Raw genomic sequence first — 18,323 nt, 5'->3', positions numbered from 1 at the left:
ACTGTTAGAGGTGTGAAAAAGACGATTAAAGATGTTCATGGGTTTGTATTTTAATTTTTTTTTATATGTTTGCTTCGCTTTAATTAAAACTTATTTTCATGAAAAAAATCATTGCTACCATGTTTATGGTATTAGGACTGAATGCAGTTTATGCACAACATGTAAGTGTAGAGAAAGATCTTGTAGGCTTTCAAGCAGGATTATTGGGGGTAAATATTTACAATGAACACCGGCTTTCCGATGCTATAACTTTGCGTTCTGATGCAAGTTTACATGGAGGTTTTTGGACAGGAGCTATTTATGACAAAACGGGCTTTTTACTTGCTCCTGCTATTTCCATAGAGCCAAAGTGGTACTATGGATTGAACCGCCGTGTAAAAAAAGGAAAAAATATTAGCAATAATTCAGGAAATTATTTTTCACTTAGGACAGAATTTTCTCCTAATTGGTTTGTAATCTCTAATGATAGTAATGTAAGCAACGACTATAATGCGATTAGTGTTATACCTGTTTTTGGGATTCGCCGTAGCTTTAGCCGAAATTTTAATTACGAATTTAATGTTGGTTACGGTTATTCGACCACACTTGGAAGAACACCTAATAGCAAAGGAGGTACTTTTTGGATTAGTTTTAAAATTGGTTACGATTTCTTTAAACGTTAGTTTTCGTTGTAAAATGCGTATCCGATAGAGTTGAATTTCCTTAACAACAAATGTCGAGTTTAAAGGCTCCGAACTTAAAGAAAAGTCTATGGAAAAATATTTTGAAATTATCAATGGATATGTTTGGTCGTATGCCTTAATTGGTTTATGTATCTTTTCGGGAGTGTATTTCACCATTCGCACAGGTTTTTTGCAGTTTCGTTATCTAAAAAGTATGGTTCGTTTGCTTTTTAGCGGAGGTAATTCGGCACAAGGTATATCGCCATTTCAAGCGTTTTCGTTGGCCATTTCAGGACGTGTAGGTACGGGGAATATTATCGGAGTTGCATCGGCAATCTCTTTTGGTGGGCCAGGGGCAGTTTTTTGGATGTGGGTGATTGCTCTTTTGGGTGCTACTTCAGCATTTGCAGAGGCTACGCTTGGTCAGGTTTACAAACAAGAAATCAAAGGACAATACCGTGGAGGCCCTGCTTACTATATCGAAAAAGGATTGGGAATCAAGTGGTATGCTGTGTTTTTTGCTTTGGTGGCAATTCTCAGTTGTGGTTTTTTGTTACCAGGTATTCAAAGTAATAGTATTGTAACCTCGCTGAATCAATCTGTACAGATTCCAAATGTAAACATAGCTGGATATGAAGTTCATACAGTAGGCGTGGCAATCATTATTCTGGTTTCGATTATTATCTTTGGAGGTGTGAAACGTTTGGGTAAAGTAACGCAAATCATAGTCCCTTTTATGGCGGTTAGTTACATTGTGATGGTTTTGATCATTATAGGTATGCATTTCTCACAAATTCCCGATGTTTTTATGTTAATAATTGATGCTGCATTCAGTAGCGAGTCTATTTACGCAGGTATAACAGGTTCGGCAATAGCATGGGGTGTAAAGCGTGGTATTTATTCTAATGAAGCAGGACAGGGAACAGCACCACACGCCGCAGCTGCATCCGAAGTAAAACACCCTGTGGAACAAGGATTGGTACAGGCATTTTCCGTTTACGTTGATACGCTTTTCATTTGTACTGCAACTGCTTTTATGATACTTTTCACAGGAAAGTACAACGTAATTAATGAAAAAACAGAAATAGCCATCGTCGAAAAGATTCCTTCTGTGGAATATAGTTTTTTTACGCAAGAGGCGTTGAATATTCATTTTCCAGTTATCGGAAGTCATTTTGTGGCACTTGCACTCTTCTTTTTTGCTTTTACTACTATTTTGGCATACTATTACTATGCTGAAACTAATATCGCTTACATTTTCAAAGGGAAACGAAATGCTCAACTTTATATTTGGATTTTGCGTATCGGTTTCCTCTATGGAGTGTATATGGGAGCAATTAAAGAAGCTAAATTGGCATGGACTGTTGGGGATATTGGTGTAGGGCTCATGGCATGGGTCAATGTAGTTGCTATTTTGCTACTCAGCGGTGTGGTTATCCGCGTTTGGAAAGATTATGTTTCTCAAAGGAAAAAAGGCATAAAAAATCCAATTTTTGATCCTAAAAAATCTAATATAAAGAACAGTGATTTCTGGAATCCGTAGATTAGAAATATTTAGAATGGTGTGAGTTGGTAAATGTCGGTTATTCACCGACTTGTCAGCTACTTAATTTATTGACTATTAAGGATACTGCCCCGTCACCAGTAACGTTACAAGCAGTCCCGAAACTATCCATAGCAATGTACAGGGCGATCATCAGTGCTTGTTGCTGAGCATCGAAACCAAGTATTGATTGTAGTATAGCTAAAGCAGCCATAATAGCACCGCCTGGAACGCCAGGGGCGGCAACCATAATAACTCCCAACATCATAATGAATCCCGCGAATAGATCAATACTAACCGTTTGTCCATTCATCAACATTAATGCCATGGCACAGGCTGTGATTTTCATGGTGCTTCCCGAAAGGTGAATAGCGGCACACAAAGGCACAACAAAACCAGCTATTCGTTCCGAAACCCCCAATTTGATTACTTGTTGTAAAGTTACAGGAATGGTTGCTGCTGATGATTGTGTTCCTAATGCTGTGGCATATGCAGGCATCATGGTCAATAAAGCCTTCAATGGATTTTTTTTAGAGATAATTCCCGCTAGTAAAAATTGAAGTAGCAACAAAGCAATGTGCATCACAAAAATGATTCCGATGATTTTAAAAAATAGCCCCATTACAGAAGCAACCTTCTCGCTGTAGGCTATTTCAGAAAATATACTCATGATATAGATCGGTAATAATGGAATAATCACTTTTTCAATTACCAGTACAATGATGTCTTTAAAATCTTTAAGTACACCCCCTAACGTTGAGTTACTTTTTAGTGATAACCCAATTCCGATCATAAAAGCCAGTACCAAAGCACTCATCACATCCAGAATTGGCGGAATGTCGAGCGTGAAAAAAGGAGTTAATGTACGCTCAACAACTTCTGTATTTACGGTTGGACTTTCTCCTGATAGTTTTGGAAAGACTATTTTCCCTACAAAAAAAGTAGAAAATCCTGAAAATAAAGTAAATGAGTAGGCTATGATTACTGTCATAAAGAGCAGTCGTCCTGCATTTTTACCCAATTCAGCAATAGCAGGCATTACCAATCCCATGATAATAAGAGGAATAGAAAATCCTAAGAAACTTCCGAATAGCTTGTTGAATGTCACAAACAAACGATTATACCATTCAGGGGCATATGAGCCTACAAGAATACCAATGATAATGGCAATAAACACTCTAAATAGAAGATTATTAAATAGTTTCATTTGATTTCGGTTTATGTGAGAAATACATCTGCTACAAAAATAGTAGATCCTTTCAAAAAAGACAAAATAATTTTCAATTTAATTCAAATATATTTAGTATCTTTACACGAAATAAGGTTTAATCATTTCTAATGTTAATCGTTTTTCTTAGGTACAAAAGCAAATCGGTACGCTTATTTCTTTTTGATAATCAATCTTTTTAGGAAAAGATTTTTTAACAACAAAATATTTAAGATTATTTGCAACCATTGGTAGAATAGATGATTGCATAAAATAAAAGTGAAGCACTCGAAGTTATAGATACATGAAATTTCAAAAAAATAGATTAATAAAAAAATAAGAAAATATGTCAAAATTTAGAACTGAATCTGATTTGTTAGGTGATTTACAAGTGCCTTTTGATGCCTATTATGGGGTACAAACTCAACGAGCTATTGACAATTTCCATATTTCAGGAAGTAAAATGAGTGATTTTCCGGAGTTTGTCCGTGCCATTGCTTATGTGAAACTGGCAGCTGCACAAACCAATCACGAGTTAGGATTGTTAAGTGACTCGTTGTTGAACGTCATTTCTCAAGCGTGTAATGAATTAATCGAAGGCAAGATGCACGATCAGTTCCCTGTGGATATGATTCAAGGAGGGGCTGGTACATCTGTGAATATGAATGCGAATGAAGTAATAGCAAACCGAGCTTTACAGATTATGGGACATGGGTTGGGAGACTATCAGCATTGCTCTCCTAATGACCATATAAATTTATCACAATCAACCAACGATGCCTACCCAACTACCATAAAATTGGCAATTATCCGAATGAATCAAACCTTGATTGAGCATTTGAGATTATTGATAGCTTCATTCCGTAAAAAGGGAGTAGAATTTGCCGATGTGATCAAAATGGGACGAACCCAGTTGCAAGATGCTGTGCCGATGACTTTAGGACAAGAGTTTGAAGCTTTTGCCGCAACGTTGGAGGAGGAAATCACTCGTTTGCAATACAATGCTAATTTGTTTTTAGAAATTAATATGGGAGGAACTGCCATCGGTACGGGTATCAATGCACCCAAAGAATTTCCTGCTGTATGTGCTAAAAAATTAGCAGATTTGACAGGAGAAGCATTCGTAGCTGCGTCGAATTTAGTTGAAGCCACTCCCGATACTGGATCGTACGTAATCTACTCATCTGCATTGAAGCGTATGGCAGTTAAATTATCTAAAATATGTAACGATTTGCGTTTACTTTCTTCTGGTCCACGTGCTGGATTAAACGAAATTAACTTACCCCCGATGCAACCTGGTTCATCTATTATGCCAGGGAAAGTAAATCCTGTTATCCCCGAGGTCGTTAACCAAGTGTGTTACAAGATTATCGGAAATGACCTTACGGTTACTTTTGCCGCTGAAGCTGGTCAATTGCAATTGAATGTAATGGAACCTGTTATATGTCAATCGATTATAGAATCTATTGTTTTTGTGCAACGAGCTATAGAGACCCTCAGAACCAAGTGCATTGATGGCATTACAGCCAATCGTGAAGTATGTTTAAATATGGTAAAAAATAGTATCGGTATCGTTACTGCGTTGAATCCACATATAGGTTACAAAAACAGCACGAAAATTGCCAAAGAAGCCTTAGAAACAGGTAAATCAGTCTATGATTTGGTTTTAGAAAAAGGATTGCTTTCGCAAGAGCAGTTGGATACAATCTTAGATCCTAAAAATATGTTGGGAATATAAACTTTTCTAAGCAATGATATTTTGGATCTACCGTAAAAGTTAAAATGAATATTTTAACTTTTACGGTAGATTTTTTCTATTTGCTTGTCTATCAATTGTTTCTGTGAGGTGTTAATAGGTAAAAAAAAATACGTATCTTTGCCAATATAAAATAAATACGTAGGATGTCACTAAAATCGTTTGGAGCCAAACTATTTGCGTCTATTGTTAAGAGAAAAATAGACAAATGGGCAAAAAGGCCTATTGAAACGCAGCAAAACGTCTTTGAGGAACTTATTCGTAGGGCAAAACATACTGCTTTTGGCAAAGATCATGATTTTGAAAATATAAAAAACCATGCCGATTTCGTTAAAAAGGTGCCTGTTCGAGATTATGAAGACTTAAAACCTTATATTCAGCGTTTGATATCGGGCGAGAGAGATGTGCTTTGGAGAGGAAAACCACTTTATTTTGCTAAAACTTCGGGTACAACCAGCGGAACTAAGTATATTCCAATCACAAAAGAATCTATGCCCTATCAAGTACAAGCTGCACGAGATGCTTTTTTGTGTTATATTCACGAAACCAAAAAAGCTAATTTCGTTAACGGTAAAATGATTTTCTTACAAGGAAGTCCTGTTTTAGAGGAAAAAAATGGTATCAAAATAGGTAGGCTATCAGGGATTTCGGCACATTATGTGCCTCAATATCTACAAAAGAACCGTGTTCCATCATGGGAGACCAACTGTATCGAAGATTGGGAAACCAAAGTAGATGCTATTGTTGAGGAAACTATTAGCGAAAATATGACCCTCATTAGCGGTATTCCTCCTTGGGTACAGATGTATTTCGAGCGACTTAAAGCAAAATCAGGTAAAAATATAGGTGATTTGTTTAAGAATTTTTCACTTTTTGTATATGGAGGGGTTAATTACGAGCCGTATCGCAAAAAGTTTGAACATCTTATCGGAAGAAAGGTCGATAGTATTGAGCTTTTTCCTGCCAGCGAAGGCTTTTTTGCTTTTCAAGATACGCAAACTGAGAGAGGAATGCTTTTGTTGCTCAATTCAGGTATATTTTATGAATTTATCAAGTCTGACGATTTTTTTTCAGAAAACCCAAAACGTCTGACCTTAGCTGAGGTAGAACTGAATGTAAATTATGTGATGATTATTTCCACCAATGCTGGGCTTTGGGCATATAATATTGGTGATACTGTGCAGTTTACAAGTTTAAATCCGTATCGAATAATTGTTTCGGGACGTATAAAACATTTTATTTCGGCTTTTGGAGAACATGTCATCGCTAGTGAAATTGAAGAAGCTATGATTCAATCTATTCAAGGTACGGAGGTGCGGGTGTCCGAATTTACGGTAGCTCCACAGGTAAATCCTTCCGAAAATCAGTTGCCTTATCACGAATGGTTTGTCGAATTTGAAAAAGAACCTGATAATATGGCAGATTTCGCCTCGAAATTAGACAATTTCCTACAGCAAAAGAATTCATATTACTTCGATTTGATTCAAGGAAAGGTACTACAACCTTTGAAAATAACTAAAGTTGCCAAAGATGGATTCGTACGTTATATGAAACAAAGTGGTAAATTTGGAGGACAAAACAAAGTACAACGTTTGGCTAATGACCGAAAGATTGTTGAGCAACTAGAGCTTGAAAATTTAAAATAAAAACTTTGACAGGAGTCCTACGGTTTGTCATAAAATTTCTATAAAGCACGAAAAAGCATTTTTCTATCTACTTTTTTAATTTTGATTTCGATCCAAAGCAGTTCCAAAGACAAAAGCTATTAAGGATGGTAATAACCATTCTAAGCTATATTCCTGTAATGGTAAATAGGATTTTAGAGTGCTTAACAACTCTTTTTGCATATCCAAATTGATTCCTACGGAAATTAAAGAAACGATAGCGGTAGTAATGATACTTGCTACGTAGGGTTGTCGTATTTTTACGTATCGACCAAAAAGTAATAAATATAGTATTAATGCAAAGACAATCGGGTAGATGAACAATAATATGTTCACAGCATATTTTATAATAGCATCTACTCCGTTAATGGATAAGACTACCGAAATCAGTGTGCAAAGAATAACGCTCAAACGATAAGGTATTTTCCCGTGTGATATTTTTTCAAAAATGCTTCCAGTGGCCGTAGTCAATGCAATTGCCGTGGTTAAACACGCGAAAGCAATAGCAATAGCTACTACGAAAGTTCCTTTTTCTCCCAAGATGGAGGAGGAAATGTGCAATAGCAATTGCGTACGGGTACTGTTATCTTGCATTGGAAAATCGGTTGTAGCTCCCAAGTAAATTAATCCTCCATAGATGAGAAGCAATGAAATAGTAGACACCAGTCCTGCGGCAAGTGTTATCCTACTTCGTTCATTCTCAGAAGAGAACCCTTTGTCAATAACAGCTTCAATTATGACTCCTGCAAAAATTACCGATGCTAGTACATCTAATGTTTGGTAACCTTCAACAAATCCGAAAGAAAAAACCTCGGTTGCGGTCATTGTGCTTTCAGTAATGACATCAGGAGGGTTTATGACTCCCAGAACTACTAACACTACCAACGATAGTAATAAAAAAGGGGTCAGAAACTTACCGATAATATCCACTGTTTTGGTTTTTGAAATTGATAATAGAAATACTGTTCCAAAAAATAGAATAGCGAAAACAACATTGCTAAATGAAGGAAAAGACGGTTGCACTCCAATTTCAAATACAGTGGCTCCTGTGCGTGGGATTGCTACTAACGGCCCGATACACAAGATGATTAGTATTGCCAACACATTGATTAACTTTGGATGAGTTCTATATCCCAAATCCGTAAACGAAAGTCCTGATTTTGAAATAACAAGTACACCAAGAAAAGGAGCTAAAATGGCTGTTAGGAAAAATCCTACCAATGCCATTAGCCATTCATCACCTGATTGAAGTCCTATGAAAGGAGGTAAAATCAAGTTTCCAGCTCCAAAAAACATAGCAAATAAGGCAAATCCAACAGTGGTTATAGTAAGAGTTTTATTTTTGTGTGTTTTCATTCTTTAAGGTATAAAAGGTACTTATGTTTCTGCAAAAGTAAAAATAAAAAGGGTCTTTTGAAATTTTTGTGATGTAAACTTCTTAAATTCCATTAGTAAGTGCAATTTTTTGGGATAGTTTTTCTCTCTTTTTCTTTGGTCTAGCCCAAAGAAAAAAGAGAGAAAGTAAAAAAACTTTCTCCCTTCAAAACAAAAGATTTTCTATTTAGGGAACTCAAAATTGAATTCACAGAAAAATTACTAAAGCCATTTCATTTGGTCTGTGAACAATTGCAACTTACAGCTTTCCAACCTGCAATAAATCGTTTAATAGCATCAATTCCTTTTATGGCAAAAAGGATAGTTACTAAAATGACAAAAATTCTTTTAATAACAGACGCTTATTTTTCATTACCTTCATAATTCTGAAAAACTTTTTCGTAAAAGTAAAAATTGCGAGATTATCGTAAAATCTCGCAATTCCATGAATGGGATTAATTATAAAAAGTAGACGAAATTAATAACACTATGGTTATCAGGTTAATAATAAATATAAGTCTAAAGCTATTATCTTTTTTTATTACTTTTATTAAACTAAAAGTAAACATAAATAAAAGAAATAAAATCAATGGAATAGTCAGTAGTTCACCGAAAAAGCTAACAGAACTAACCATTATTTCATTATTTAGTGAATGATAGTTAATTAACAGTAAAAATACAAAGTAACAAAAACAGAAAATACTTCCTGCCAAAAACCATCTTTGAGAATTTGTTTTCATATAAAAGTATGCTATAAATTCACAACTATCCGAAACTTTTAAAATAAAAGTTGCCTGAGAATGTCGTATATTTGAAAAATTCCCATTTTTTTTTCAATTATGGCACTCTTCAGGCGAAGCAAAAATACAAATAAACCCGTAATCAGACAAATTTTAGATCTCATTCCTGCGCATATTTTAAGAGCGGAAATCGCTAAACATCAGTCCGATAAGGGAAAGTCTACCTATAAAACTCGCGACCAATTGGTGGCACTAACTTTCGGACAGCTGAATAAATGCTATACGCTATCCGACATAAGTTGCGGATTATCAGTAAGTAGCACTTTCCTAAGCGATCTCCAACTCAAACAAAGTCCCGCAAAATCAACAATGAGTGATGGAAACAAAGTAAGACATTATGCAGTATTTAAAGATTTGTATTCTAGTCTTTTAAAGTATTACAAACACTCTTTAAAAGCCAAACATCAAAGTCATATCATCGATGAAATCCAAAACCACAAAATAAAAATCATTGACAGTACTACCATTAGCCTGTGTTTAAGTCTTTTCAACTGGGCAAAATTTATTCACAAAATTTTATTTGTTTCAAAGGTGTTCATGATACGCTTCGCTTGATTCGGACAGCTAAAGGCGGACTCAAAATTCACACCGTTTGGGACGATCAACTTGGATTGCCTGAAATGGTCAATATCACCGAAGCTAAAACACACGATAGCAAAGGATTACAACAAAATATCTATCCGAAAAACACCATCATTGTTGAGGATAGAGGCTATTTTGATTTTAGTTTGATGCTCGGCAGAATCCATTGCCAAAATACTTTTGTTACGCGAATTAAGTCCAACACGCTCTACCAAAGTTTTGAAGAACGAGACCTGCCTGATGAAAAAGACCACGACATCCTCAAAGATGAAATCATCGTTTTGACCTCAAAAAAGGCTATGAAGCAAAATTTACAGATAAAAACTTTTCTTGGCACGAGTGAAAATGCGGTGAAATCACAGATTTATGTATCTTTGATTTGCTATCTTCTGTTGGAGTTGATAAAGCGATTTTATAGCGATAAAAAGACGGCATTTAGTAATTTTTGCGAGAAAATAAGGGTGTGTCTTATGCACTATCTGACGCTGAATTATGTTTGCAACGAACTGAAACCTATCGTAAAAAAAGTGAAAAAACCACCTGAAAACACACTCTTTGACAGAGATAATTCCGCACAACAAACAAGTCTGCCCTTATAAATAAAGGGTTGACAAGGAATTTTATGAGTTTTCAAAAAACTTTCGGACGGCTGTGCTATAAATTAGTTATTTCACTGATTTTTTGAAGATTTGTTATTCACTTATGGAGATATATCAACAATGAGATTTTAGTATATCATATTTTTGCACTATTTTCCTATGAAGAAACTTCTCGTAGCTTAGAAATCTGTCATAAAAAACCTTTAAATGACATTTATCTTCGTATGATTTTTGCTAAGATAATGTTTTTTGCTGTAATAGGAAAATTATTTTTGTAAAATGTTTTACAAAACAATAAATAATTGATTATTAGAAATTTTAAAAAATCATAAAGTTTTGAAAATAGGATAATTATATGTTGTACAGGAATGCGTTACAAAAAATGGGGTACAGTTTGTCGGTGTTAAAAATATATTTATATTTGCAACGAGTTTTAAAATTATTGTTCATAAGTATTGTTAATTTTACTCTTTTTAAAACAAGAAGCAAAGATTTTGGTTTCATAAAGAAACTGCTCAAAAACCGTGTTGATATTGGTCAGCGTATACTAAGAACTACCCAAAAAATATTTTTTTTGTTTACAGTTTATAAGCATACAGAAATGGACATTTATCTTTCCTCCGGTAAGGACATAGTGAGTCAATTTAAGTTTATTATAGGAATAATTTGAGAATCTACTTGAATTACTTCTCTGAACATGTACTATATGAAAAAATCAATTACATATTTGCTTATTATATGCGGTTTTTGCCTTTCAACAGCACAAAATACCGTAGAAAATGACACTATTTTTCTTAGTGAAGTCGTGGTAACACAATTTCAAAAAGAAAAATTAAATAAAATGGCTACTAAGGGAAGAAAAAATTACAGCATAGGAAGCTATTATAATACGTTTTTTGCTAATGAAATTAAAGTAGATAAGTGTTTTATAATCAAGAAAATAGTATTCTTTATAGAAAAAATAGAGAAAAATTACGACACGAAAGCAACCTTTGAATTAGCATTTTTTTCAGTAGGTGAAAACGGACTTCCTGATAAAAAATTGCATAGTCAAACACTATTATTTGAGTCTGTTAGGAAAAATAAATTGGAAATAAATATCGAAGATTTATCACCTAAATTCTGTGAAAATTTCTTTGTTGCACTGAAAAAAACTGAAGATACAAACAAAAAATCAACAAATTACAGGATTTTAGGACACATGAACAAACGAAAGGAAATATACCTAAATCCAGAAAATAAAGGTTGGCACAAACTCGAAGGAGGTAATTTAGCAATAGAAATTTATTATATAGAAGAGAAATAAAATTGCGAGATTATAGTAAAATCTCGCAATTTAAATTCAAAAAAACGTTTTCTTTCCGAAAATATATCTAAAATAGTAGTACACATCGGCAAAAGGTACCCAAATATAAAACGATTTGTTTGTAATATTCTTATTATAAACCAAGTGAACGCGGACTTTATACTTTACGAACACAATAAAGCCTAACAAAAGTAATATTGATATTCCAAATAAAATAGGTAGTGTTTCCATAGTTAAAAATTTTATCGTACCACTTAAACATGAACACAACCAATCCTATGATTTTAATTTAATGTACTGATTTTTAGAACGTTATATTTGCACTATTTTCCTATGAAGAAATTTCTCGTAGCTTAGAAATCTGTCAGAAAAAAAACTTTAAATGACATTTATCTTCGTATGATTTTCGCTAAGATAATGTTTTTTGCTGTAATAGGAAAATAATTTTTGTAAAATGTTTTTAGAAATAATATAAATCACTGAAAATAAAAAAGTTAATTGTTTGATGTGTCTCTAAAGTTACAAAAAAAATATAATCAATATTAAAGAGAAATATAGGATAGAACTCTATGTTACTATGTGGTTTTAATCATAATAAATTCTAAAAAATATTTCAGGAGTTTAACCTAATTAAAATACCCTAAAATTAAGTTTGTTTTTTCAAAATAAAGAACGACTTTTGCAGTTGCAATCCATTAATTTTGCAGTTATGACAATGAATAAAAATACTATTTTAGGATATGCCACTTTGATTATGGTTGTTATGGGGTTGATTCTCATTGGTTTGGGCATTTTTAAATACAACGAAGTAGCAGGAATAGGTTTTGCTACTGTAGGGATAGGTTTTTTAGCCATCGCATGGGTGTTTAACTCGCTAAAAGGCAGAGTGTGATGCTTTAAATTATTAAACAGATTAATATAGAATGAAAAAATTTAGAGAAATTCCTGAAGAGTTTCGTGTTGATCCTTTGCATCAAGATATTTATTTGGCAAATGGGGAATTACGCAAATGGGAAGGAGCCATGACAGATGTTTACTCCACCATTTCATCGACCGAAAACTATGAGCCCACATTTTTGGGGAGTGTTCCCAATATGGGAGAAGAAGAGGCTTTAGAGCTATTGTATTCATCATGCGAGGCTTACAACAAAGGGAAAGGTTTGTGGCCAACCATGAAAGTGAAAGACCGAATTCAATTTATGGAAAAATTTGTCAAGCAGATGGCAACCAAACGCGATGAGGTCGTGAAACTAATGATGTGGGAGATTGGGAAAAGTTTGGAAGATTCTCGCAAAGAGTTTGATAGGACGATACAGTATATTTATGACACTATAGAGGAATATAAAAACCTCGATCGAGATTCCTCTCGTTTTGAAAAAAGAGATGGTATTTATGCTCATATTCGTCGTGGGCCTTTGGGAGTGGTGTTTTGTTTAGGGCCTTACAACTATCCGCTGAACGAAACTTTTGCGTTGCTGATTCCTGCTGTGATTATGGGTAACACCGTTATTTTCAAACCAGCAAAACATGGAGTTTTGTTATTTGCTCCGTTGTTAGAGGCTTTCAAAAACAGTTTTCCTCGTGGAGTTATAAACATCTTGTACGGACGCGGTAGAACTGTAGCTCCGCCCATTATGCGAAGTGGTCGTGTGGATGTGTTAGCACTTATTGGAAATAGTAAAACTGCTATCGCACTACAAGATTTACACCCTAATAAAAACCGATTGCGATTAGTGTTTGGGTTGGAAGCAAAAAACCCAGGAGTAGTGTTACCTGATGCTAATTTAGAATTAGCCGTTGAAGAATGTGTGAAGGGAGCTTTGTCTTTCAATGGGCAACGTTGTACTGCTTTGAAAATCATATATGTACACAAGAAAATTAAAGATAAATTCATCAAAGAATTTTCTAAAAAAGTGGATGAGTTGGTCTATGGAAATCCTTGGGATAAAGATGTAACTCTTACTCCATTGCCTGAGAAGGAAAAACCTGCCTACATCCAAGAACTGATAGATGATGCTATTTCAAAAGGAGCTAAGATTGTTAATCAAAGAGGAGGAGAACGCTCTGAAAATTATATTTTCCCTGCAGTTTTATACCCCGTTTCAACCGATATGCGTGTGTTTTCAGAGGAACAATTCGGCCCATTAGTGCCAATCAAATCTTTTTCGCACATCAACGAAATTTTAGATGAGATTGCTAATTCAAAATACGGACAGCAAATCAGTCTTTTCGGGGAGGATGCTTATGAGCTTTCACCTTTGATTGACAATTTAGTGAATTTGGTTTGTCGTGTGAATATCAATAGTCTGTGTCAGCGAGGTCCAGATGTTTTTCCGTTTACGGGTCGTAAGGATTCTGCAGTAGGAACTTTGAGTGTTCACGATGCATTGCGTTCATTTTCAATACGTACTTTTGTAGCATCACGGGATGATGACTATAACAATAAGATTGTAGAAAATCTCTTACGAACAGGGGTTTCAAACTTTATGAACACGGATTATATTTTGTAGATTTTATTGGGTTCAATTGAAGAACACGCCGAGATGAGGCATTTGCCTCATCTCGGCGTGTTTTTAAAACATGCTACCCCAATTTGATGTTTATATCCTATAAAAAACCGAGAGTTCTTATTTTACAGGTATAATACGATAAGAATAACTGTAAGGTCTGTGTAAATAAAGCAGATACTGTGCCATTGGTAAATTACCCCAGCTGTTATCGCCTCCTACACCTAACTGCTGATAATCAACGTCTAAATGTATGTGTTGATCTTTTTCCAATTCTTCGGAATGTGTTTGTTGTTTTTCTTCTCCAGGGTAAAGTGATGCAGGACTATAGGGTAATGCATTGATATTCATGAATTTTTCTTCGCTTTGGACAAGAATTCCACTGCCATCTTTACGCAGTAATTTTGCATGTCGCACTTGGGTTTTATTCCCCGATTCTTGTGGTCGTACATACGGGTGGTATTGTTCGTCAATACTTCCTTTGTAAAGTCCTACAAAAGCCGAGGTCTGACGATCTTCATAGCTTTCCCAAGGTCCTCGTCCGTACCATTCCAGATTTGTAAAATCTTTTGAAAGAGTAACATGGTTTCCTATTTTGAAAGTTAATCTGTCGCTTTCCTTCAAAGGAACAAATGTATTTTCTACTAAAACGCTTCCTTTTCCGTCAAAAGTCAATGTTTGAGTGAATTTAATGCTGTTTTCTATCAAAAATTTATATATTTTCACTTGCTTTTGTCCGTTTTCAGCGTCCGAAAGCGTTATTTTTTCAATTTTTGCATCTTTATCAGCATATCTTAAGTCTTTTAACTTTTTTTGTAAACCAGCTCCAAAATCATTGTCAGTAGCAGGTCGCCACAGGTTTAGGTAAAGCCCTTCCCCTGAAATGTTTTCTTTTCCATTAGTTTGGTGATATACCAATCTTCCTTTTTCTTTAGAAATGGTTGCTTTGAAATTTCTGTTTGATAGTGTTATTTCTTTGTCTGTTTGTTCGGTAGTAATGATGTTATTATCTACTTGATATACAGGTTTTTTGTAGGTATTTAATGGAAATTCGGCAAAAGCCAATGAGGTGTTGGCAGTTAAAATACCTTCATCAGATTTCAATTTAGCTTCGATCTGCAAGTAGTATTCATTCTCTGGGTCATTTTTTACGATTTCGGATACTAATCTGTTAATTTCCTGTGTGTTTTTCCCTTTTTTTGTCAATTTTTCTCTGATTACCAACGGGAAAACTCCTTTTTGTCGTGGTAGTACGTTAATGTTATCTAATTTGCCTTGGTTTATAGGAGTTCCATTTCTTAAAAGAGTCCAGCTGAATTCGAAGTTCGATAAATCACGGAAAAAATATTTGTTTTGAACCATTAATTTATCTTTTTCAAAGGAAAATCCAATTTCTTGGTACACCTTTCTGACCTCATAACTATGAGGATGAAAGGTTCTGTCCGATGCGATTACTCCATTAATCAAGAAGTTATTGTCGCTGGGTGTGTTTTTATCACCAAAGTCGCCGCCATATGCCAAGATGGTTTTTCCTGAAGCATTTTTCTTGTAAATACCTTGATCCATCCAATCCCAGATATAGCCACCTTGCAAACCGGGATAGCTCTCAAAAACATCCCAATATTCTTTAAAATTCCCAATGCTGTTACCCATTGCGTGAGCGTATTCGCAGAGTAGAAATGGCTTTTTTGGGTGAGACAAACCGTAGTCAATCAGGAATGGGATACGACGATACATTCGTGATTCTATGTCAGTATTCCAATCATAGTGAGCTAGTTCGTGGTGTATAGGTCTTTGAGGATCAAGGGCTTTTAGCATTTTATAAGCTTGGTAGAAATTCCAACCGTTCCCTGCCTCGTTGCCTAAACTCCAAATAATAATGCTTGGGTGGTTTTTGTCTCGTTGATACATTCGTATAATTCGCTGTTTATGAGCTTCTTCCCATGCGGTGTTAGTGGCAAGTGTTCGTTCTGGTTTGTAACCCATACCATGGCTTTCTACGTTGGCTTCGTCCATCACATAAAGCCCGTATTTATCACATAATTCATAGAAATAAGGGTCGTTAGGATAGTGTGAAGTACGTACACTGTTGACATTCAATTGCTTCATCAGTAGGATGTCTTTTTCCATACTTTCTCGACTGATAACCTGTCCTGTTACAGGATCGGTATCGTGACGATTTACTCCTTTGATGAATATTCGTTTTCCATTCACCAGTAAGTCGCTACCTTTGATTTCGATACTTCTAAATCCGATGTGCATACTTACTGCTTCGCTGATTTGATTTTTATCGTCCCTAAGTAGAACTTCCAAGCGGTACAAGTTTGGTATTTCGGCACTCCATTGCTTTACCAGAGGTAAGTTAGCTGAAAAATAAAGCTCTGTTTTGCTGTTTTTTCGTTGAATTTGGGTAATGCTTTTAGTTTCTTGCCATATTTTTTGGTTTTTATCGTCGAAAATAGCAGTTTCTAACTGATAATTACCTTTGTTTTCATCAGTTTCATTCCAAATTTGTACTAGCAAATCCAATTTTCCGTCGGTATATCCATTCGAAAGTCCTGTTTTAGCGTCAATATCGTAGAGATGTACTTTCGGACGTGCATACACATAGCAATCGCGAGTGATACCTGAAAGTCGCCACATGTCCTGAGCTTCTAAAAAACTTCCATCTGTCCATCGGCGAACTTCCATCGCAATTTGATTTTTCCCCGCTGAAACGTAGTCAGTTATGTCGAACTCTGAAGCTAATTTACTGTCTTTACCTACACCTACAAATTTCCCATTTACATATAATTTGAAAGCTGATTTTACGGCTCCCAAGTGAAGATAAACCTTTTCATTTTTCCAATCCGAAGGTATTGAAAATTCTTTACGATAAAGTCCCGCAGGTTGATTGATTCCATCTGGGACATCTGGTGGATTTGGGTTTTTTATTGCAAATTCGAACTTTTCATTTACATAAATTGCTGTTCCATAGCCGTTCAATTCCCAAACGGAAGGCACTTGTATTTTGTCCCAAGAACTGTCGTTGTAATCGGTTTTAAAGAAGTTCGTTGGTAATTGTTTGTAATCTTCTTTCCAAAGGAAATTCCATTTCCCGTTCAGGTCAATGTACCGGTTGGAGGCTTTGTAGTTTTTCTTTTCAGCCTTTTCTGAGGATTCAAAAGGCAGGTAGTGACTACGCATGGGCATACGGTTAATTTCCTGAACCGCTGGATTTTCAAAAATAGGGTCTAAAAAGGGTTGATCTTGTGCATGTAAGTTTGCTGAAAAGCAGGATAACAACAAAGTCGATGCAAAAAATTTTACAACTGTGGTCATAAGTATTTATGGTATTGGTTATATTATTCTGTTGATTTTTAAGGTTTTCTATGTCAAATCATGAAAATGTATTTGTTGTTTAAGGTTCTATATATACCATTTCTTGAAACGGAACTACTGTTGAAAATCCTTTTTTGTGGAAATAATCGAATACGTAGTTTCGTTCGCCCACGGCCAAGACAAAATCCCCTCCCCATGCTCCTAAACTTTTGATACTTCCTGAAAAATCTCGAAAAAGAGTTTCTTTGACCGTGGGGATTTTGAGAAAATCGGCTATTATTTGCTCGTGATTATCAATCAATTGGCAAAAATCGGATAGGGAAGTCACTCGGACAATGTCTTCTGTAATTTCAGTGATGCGACTTACCAAATTTTTCTTACTCCGTTTGATGGTTTTATAAAGGGCAATACCTTCCTTACTGTTTTGTTTTTTATTCAAATATACGAAAAACAACTGGTCGGTCTGTGGCAGTAAAAATTGTAACGGATAGGCGCTGGGGCGATTTTCCGTCAGTTTGTACAGTATGGGGGTTTTATGCATGGCACAAGCGATGTCATAGCCACTGCCTCCAAAACTTTTGAATAACAACTCAAATGGGTTTACTCCTGCCCATTGAGCGATATTGTTAATTAAGGTGGAAGAAGTACCTAAGCCCCATTCTCGCTCAAACTCTAAATGAGTTTCTATTTGACAGTGAATTAGTTGAGTAGCGAATGTAGGATTCAGCTCCACGGCCGTATTTAAGATATTTAGCAAAGTTTCAGCCGTTGTTGAAAGCGTTGTATTTTGCTCGAAATCACTGAATGTTAATTCCTGATGTTCAAACCAAATCTTTTTGTGAATGTCAAAACTTTTCCACGAAAATCCTTGATTTGTTTCCGAAATACATAAGGATTGTCCCAAACGCGTAGGGAAAGCTAAACTCAACGCTCCATCCAAAACGGCATATTCTCCCGTGAGTAATAGTTTGCCTCTACTGTGAAAAAATTTTGTCATATCTT

11 protein-coding genes and 1 pseudogene are annotated in these 18,323 nt (G+C 35.3%); 8 read left to right on the top strand and 4 right to left on the bottom strand.

Annotated features, from left to right (window positions below):
* The first annotated feature begins 98 nt into the window (after positions 1-98).
* Both ACF3OB_RS05790 and ACF3OB_RS05785 read left to right on the top strand, forming a co-directional pair.
* Positions 99-662, top strand: a complete 564-nt coding sequence (locus ACF3OB_RS05790; RefSeq protein ID WP_095893767.1) for a hypothetical protein — start codon at positions 99-101, stop codon at positions 660-662.
* Positions 663-750: 88 nt separating this feature from the next.
* Positions 751-2,205, top strand: coding sequence for a sodium:alanine symporter family protein (locus ACF3OB_RS05785; protein ID WP_172917526.1), 1,455 nt, complete (start codon positions 751-753; stop codon positions 2,203-2,205).
* A 55-nt stretch (positions 2,206-2,260) separates the two neighbouring features.
* Here ACF3OB_RS05785 and ACF3OB_RS05780 read toward each other — a convergent pair whose 3' ends face one another.
* Positions 2,261-3,412: a dicarboxylate/amino acid:cation symporter gene (locus ACF3OB_RS05780; protein WP_392447012.1), complete on the bottom strand. Its 1,152-nt coding sequence runs from the start codon at positions 3,410-3,412 to the stop codon at positions 2,261-2,263.
* A gap of 346 nt (positions 3,413-3,758) precedes the next feature.
* Between ACF3OB_RS05780 and aspA the strand changes: the two genes are divergently transcribed.
* Both aspA and ACF3OB_RS05770 read left to right on the top strand, forming a co-directional pair.
* Complete coding sequence (aspA, locus tag ACF3OB_RS05775; protein WP_095893769.1) at positions 3,759-5,150, top strand: aspartate ammonia-lyase; 1,392 nt, start codon at positions 3,759-3,761, stop codon at positions 5,148-5,150.
* A 164-nt stretch (positions 5,151-5,314) separates the two neighbouring features.
* The gene (locus ACF3OB_RS05770) at positions 5,315-6,814 is read left to right on the top strand and encodes a GH3 auxin-responsive promoter family protein (RefSeq protein ID WP_392447010.1); all 1,500 of its coding nucleotides are present in this window, start codon (positions 5,315-5,317) and stop codon (positions 6,812-6,814) included.
* Between the two features lie 75 nt (positions 6,815-6,889).
* Here ACF3OB_RS05770 and brnQ read toward each other — a convergent pair whose 3' ends face one another.
* Positions 6,890-8,188 carry a branched-chain amino acid transport system II carrier protein gene (gene brnQ / locus ACF3OB_RS05765; protein WP_095912174.1) on the bottom strand — a complete coding sequence of 433 codons (1,299 nt, stop codon included), beginning with the start codon at positions 8,186-8,188 and terminating at the stop codon, positions 6,890-6,892.
* Between the two features lie 857 nt (positions 8,189-9,045).
* Between brnQ and ACF3OB_RS05760 the strand changes: the two are divergent.
* The 4 genes and pseudogenes from ACF3OB_RS05760 to ACF3OB_RS05745 all read left to right on the top strand — a co-directional run bounded on the left by ACF3OB_RS05760 (position 9,046) and on the right by ACF3OB_RS05745 (position 14,003).
* Positions 9,046-10,187: pseudogene (locus ACF3OB_RS05760) on the top strand (IS4 family transposase).
* Positions 10,188-10,893: 706 nt separating this feature from the next.
* Complete coding sequence (locus tag ACF3OB_RS05755) at positions 10,894-11,493, top strand: hypothetical protein (RefSeq protein ID WP_157909010.1); 600 nt, start codon at positions 10,894-10,896, stop codon at positions 11,491-11,493.
* A gap of 715 nt (positions 11,494-12,208) precedes the next feature.
* A complete protein-coding gene (locus tag ACF3OB_RS05750; RefSeq protein ID WP_182859263.1) occupies positions 12,209-12,385 on the top strand; it encodes a CAL67264 family membrane protein in 177 nt (58 codons plus the stop codon).
* A gap of 31 nt (positions 12,386-12,416) precedes the next feature.
* Positions 12,417-14,003 carry an NADP-dependent glyceraldehyde-3-phosphate dehydrogenase gene (locus tag ACF3OB_RS05745; protein ID WP_172917531.1) on the top strand — a complete coding sequence of 529 codons (1,587 nt, stop codon included), beginning with the start codon at positions 12,417-12,419 and terminating at the stop codon, positions 14,001-14,003.
* 117 nt (positions 14,004-14,120) lie between these two features.
* On the opposite strand, the gene ACF3OB_RS05740 is transcribed toward ACF3OB_RS05745, so the two are convergent.
* Both ACF3OB_RS05740 and ACF3OB_RS05735 read right to left on the bottom strand, forming a co-directional pair.
* Positions 14,121-17,192 (bottom strand): glycoside hydrolase family 2 TIM barrel-domain containing protein, encoded by a 3,072-nt coding sequence (locus ACF3OB_RS05740; protein WP_392448756.1) that lies wholly within the window; start codon positions 17,190-17,192, stop codon positions 14,121-14,123.
* A gap of 208 nt (positions 17,193-17,400) precedes the next feature.
* Positions 17,401-18,318, bottom strand: coding sequence for a GYDIA family GHMP kinase (locus tag ACF3OB_RS05735; RefSeq protein WP_392448733.1), 918 nt, complete (start codon positions 18,316-18,318; stop codon positions 17,401-17,403).
* Between the last annotated feature and the right edge of the window lie 5 nt (positions 18,319-18,323).

This window comes from Capnocytophaga canis (assembly GCF_043187445.1).
Classification (GTDB): Bacteria; Bacteroidota; Bacteroidia; order Flavobacteriales; family Flavobacteriaceae; genus Capnocytophaga; species Capnocytophaga canis.
Note: the sequence above shows the minus strand (reverse complement) of the source record. Positions and strands in the feature narration are given on the sequence as shown.

What these genes read in the sequence shown, in the direction of transcription:
- ACF3OB_RS05790 (WP_095893767.1), top strand. Translation starts at nt 99, where the DNA reads ATGAAAAAAATCATTGCTACCATGTTTATGGTATTAGGACTGAATGCA.
- ACF3OB_RS05785 (WP_172917526.1), top strand. Translation starts at nt 751, where the DNA reads ATGGAAAAATATTTTGAAATTATCAATGGATATGTTTGGTCGTATGCC.
- ACF3OB_RS05780 (WP_392447012.1), bottom strand. Translation starts at nt 3,412, where the DNA reads ATGAAACTATTTAATAATCTTCTATTTAGAGTGTTTATTGCCATTATC.
- aspA (WP_095893769.1), top strand. Translation starts at nt 3,759, where the DNA reads ATGTCAAAATTTAGAACTGAATCTGATTTGTTAGGTGATTTACAAGTG.
- ACF3OB_RS05770 (WP_392447010.1), top strand. Translation starts at nt 5,315, where the DNA reads ATGTCACTAAAATCGTTTGGAGCCAAACTATTTGCGTCTATTGTTAAG.
- brnQ (WP_095912174.1), bottom strand. Translation starts at nt 8,188, where the DNA reads ATGAAAACACACAAAAATAAAACTCTTACTATAACCACTGTTGGATTT.
- ACF3OB_RS05755 (WP_157909010.1), top strand. Translation starts at nt 10,894, where the DNA reads ATGAAAAAATCAATTACATATTTGCTTATTATATGCGGTTTTTGCCTT.
- ACF3OB_RS05750 (WP_182859263.1), top strand. Translation starts at nt 12,209, where the DNA reads ATGAATAAAAATACTATTTTAGGATATGCCACTTTGATTATGGTTGTT.
- ACF3OB_RS05745 (WP_172917531.1), top strand. Translation starts at nt 12,417, where the DNA reads ATGAAAAAATTTAGAGAAATTCCTGAAGAGTTTCGTGTTGATCCTTTG.
- ACF3OB_RS05740 (WP_392448756.1), bottom strand. Translation starts at nt 17,192, where the DNA reads ATGCCCATGCGTAGTCACTACCTGCCTTTTGAATCCTCAGAAAAGGCT.
- ACF3OB_RS05735 (WP_392448733.1), bottom strand. Translation starts at nt 18,318, where the DNA reads ATGACAAAATTTTTTCACAGTAGAGGCAAACTATTACTCACGGGAGAA.